Annotated in this window: 3 protein-coding genes; 2 read left to right on the top strand and 1 reads right to left on the bottom strand. The window is 62.3% G+C overall.

Going from position 1 to position 3,203, the window contains the following annotated elements:
* Positions 1 to 167 precede the first annotated feature (167 nt).
* Positions 168 to 650 carry a cytochrome P450 gene (locus tag QSJ19_RS26370; protein WP_286324015.1) on the bottom strand — a complete coding sequence of 161 codons (483 nt, stop codon included), beginning with the start codon at positions 648 to 650 and terminating at the stop codon, positions 168 to 170.
* 183 nt (positions 651 to 833) lie between these two features.
* Between QSJ19_RS26370 and QSJ19_RS26365 the strand changes: the two genes are divergently transcribed.
* The gene (locus tag QSJ19_RS26365; RefSeq protein WP_286324014.1) at positions 834 to 1,412 is read left to right on the top strand and encodes a TetR/AcrR family transcriptional regulator; all 579 of its coding nucleotides are present in this window, start codon (positions 834 to 836) and stop codon (positions 1,410 to 1,412) included.
* A complete protein-coding gene (locus QSJ19_RS26360) occupies positions 1,409 to 2,800 on the top strand; it encodes an MFS transporter (protein ID WP_286324013.1) in 1,392 nt (463 codons plus the stop codon). The genes QSJ19_RS26365 and QSJ19_RS26360 overlap by 4 nt, the downstream gene beginning before the upstream one ends.
* Positions 2,801 to 3,203 lie beyond the last annotated feature (403 nt).

Here is a 3,203-nt window from a genome sequence, read left to right as displayed (position 1 = left end):
TTAAAGCCCGAGACCTTGCAGAGCCAGTCTGGCAGCACCGTTCGGGCGACCATGCCGTATGTGAAGATGGGGAGTAGTCGAATGATCTCTTGGACTACATCTTTGGGTAGGCTGCCCGCGAACATCGACCGGGCGATCGTGGTGAGGGTGAGCTCGATCATCGCCTTCTACACGATGACCTTCTGACCCGGCCCCCACGACTCAGCCAGCGCCTGAGATTCCGCCGTCATGATCTCCGCGTAGGTGGCGATCATGCGTTTATGGAACAGGGGCTGTATCAAGCGGCGCTGGCGGCGATGCAGTGCGCGGTCCGACGCAAGTAAACCGTTGCCGCTCAACAGATGAACTGCTTCCCACACCATACCCTTGCCGAACGATCGGGCGTCCTTGACCAGCACTTGGTGCGCAAGGCGCGCGGTGGTGAAGAAGTAGATGGGGCGCTTGCCGATGTAGATCTTGACCATGTCGCCTGTAGCGCGCAGATCGGCGAAAAAATCAAACGGATTGCGCATCAGCGGCCACACGTGGCCGACCATGGGCAACTGACCGGGCGCAATGGGCACAGCCGCTGTCTGTGCGCCGACTGCGGGGCGCTCGGCCACGTTGAACGGGCATGTTGCTTCCGAGTGAATAGGCGAGTCGTTGCTCAAGTGAATGTCTCCCGACCAATGGTGGCCTGGGCAGCCATATACCTGGCTCCCAGGATGTGGGTAACGAGGGATGATCCGCGATGATCCGAGTTATGTGATGAGACGCACTGTGCACTGTACAAGTTTGCGACGTTAAGTGTAAGTAGTTAGTGATAAGTAACTACGAGGGTAGGATCAGCGGGCATGGAGCACAAACGGAAGATGAGTGGTGCTGACCGTCGGCAACAGGTTCTGCAGATCGCGGCGGACGAATTCGCAGGTGGCGGTCTGCATGGAGCGTCGACGGAGGCAATCGCCCGGCGTGCAGGCATCACGCAGGCCTACATCTTCAGGATCTTCGGGACCAAGAAGGCCCTGTTCCTCGAGGTGATGATCGCGTCATTCGAGCGGCTGACAGAGGGTATGCGCGACGCCGCCGCAGACACCACCGGGCAAGAGGCGCTGAGACTGATGGGGGTGCGCTATCACGAGCTGCTTTCTGACCGGAGTTCGCTGCTGTTGCAGTTACAGGGCTTTGCCGCGTGCGGGGATGAGGAGGTCCGCGGTGCTGTGCGCGACAGTTTCGGGCGCATGTGGAAGACCATCGCCGACATCACCGGGCTCGACGAGGTGACCATCAAGGCGTTTCTAGCCTTTGGCATGCTGCTCAATAATGCTGCCGCTCTACAGGTGTCGGAAATGGTCGAGCCGTGGGCGGATGGCGTGCAGACCCGCATACAGCCCGGCTTGTTCGATCACATCACCAGCGAGACCAACCGATGATCACCACGGAAACGACCCACGAGGCCACGCCGAAGCTCCTGGTCCCTTCGCTGGTCTTTATCGCCCTGGTCGTCGCGGTGGTCGGCAGCCTCGGAGCCCCGCTGATCACTAGCGTCGCCACGAGCCTGCACGTTTCCCTGGTAAGCGCGCAATGGACGCTGACGATCACCTTGCTCGCCGGCGCGATCGCGACACCCGTCCTCGGCCGGTTGGGTGCCGGCCCGCACCGGAGGGCAACCATTCTGGCCACCCTCGCCGTCGTCGTCACCGGCAGTGTGCTGACCGTGTTGCCACTACCGTTCCCATGGTTGCTCGCCGGCCGGGCGGCGCAGGGAGTGGGGCTGGGACTGACCGCGCTGATGATGGGGGTGGCCCGCGATCACCTTCCGAAAGTGAAGTCGGCCTCCACGATTGCCCTGGTGTCGGTGGCGTCGACCATCGGGATCGGTGTGGGCTATCCACTTGCCGGTTTGCTCACCGAAGTCGGCGGTCTGCGTGCCGCCTACGGGCTCGGAGTCGCCGTCACTGCTACCGCTCTCTTTGCCGCGTACCGCAGTATCCCTGCTTCGCCCCAAAGACGCTCTTCGCACGTCGACATTCCTGGAGCCGTGCTGCTCGCTGCGGCGCTATTCCTAGTGCTGTTCCTCGCCAGTGAGACCAGTCTGTGGAGAAGGCACCTCACACTGGCGATAGTGCTCGCAGTCATCGCCGCTGCTGTCCTCGCTGTGTGGGTGGTTCTCGAAAAACGCATCACCCAGCCACTGGTCGACGTCAGACTTCTGCGACACCCTGTGGTCGCCGGCGCGAACATAGCCATGTTCGTTGGTGGGATCGGCATGTATTTGCTGCTGACACTCATAACGCGCTACGCCCAGACGCCCAGCAGCACGGGGTATGGGTTCGGATTGACCACTTTCGTTGCCGGTCTCGTGCTCGTACCATTTTCCGTGCTCGGGTTCGTCGCCGGGAAGGTCACTCCACGGGTCCGCGAACGTATTGGCGCACCGCTCGTCCTCGCCGGTAGCGCAGTCATCGTCCTTGTGGCTTTCGCGCTGTTCGCCACCGCGCGAACCAATATCGTGGAACTGCTCGTCGCGATGGCCATCCTCGGATTCGGGGTCGGCAGCTTCTCCTCGGCCATGCCCGGTGTCATCCTTGCCGTGACCCCGAAAGACGAGACTTCGAGCGCGATGAGCGTTAACCAGGTCGTGCGCAGCGTTGGTTTCTCCCTCGGCAGCGCCATCGGCGGACTCATGCTCGCCGCCGGCACCACCGGGAAGTTCCCCGACGACACCGCCTACACAGTCGCGGCATGGATCGGTGCCGCCATCATGGCCGCGACAACCGTGACATGCGTTGTGCTGCAACAGAAAACTGCGCGTAAGTAAACTATGGGATGGGACAGGCGCTGCCTCGCAGGTCGGAGCTGGTGGGTCGGCGGGCAGGTCCGCGAGTTCGTAGCGTCGGGTTGCGAGTGTCGAAGTTGCGGCCACGAGGAGGGGGCGCTGCGATGGGGTTCTACATTGTTGATGGTCCGGGTGGTTGGCGAACGCTCAAGTGCTGGCGGTTGGGTGAGCAGCGGTGTTGTGTTTCTCAGCACTGGCACCGGAGGCTCGCGCCGACAGTGTCGTGCTACGTCAAGGACCCGTCTGCCGGATCGGCGGTCTGATGGTGTGACAGCGGTTCCGAAATTGACGTGACCCTGCGGTCCGTATCCGATGGTGTAGTGCCACAGAAACATCCAGGGTTGGGCCCAGGGCCAGTGGCTGGGCAGCCGCAAGCGTGGGCGGC

It is taken from the genome of Gordonia sp. ABSL11-1 (genome assembly GCF_030315685.1).
Lineage (GTDB): Bacteria > Actinomycetota > Actinomycetes > Mycobacteriales > Mycobacteriaceae > Gordonia.
Note: the sequence above shows the minus strand (reverse complement) of the source record. Positions and strands in the feature narration are given on the sequence as shown.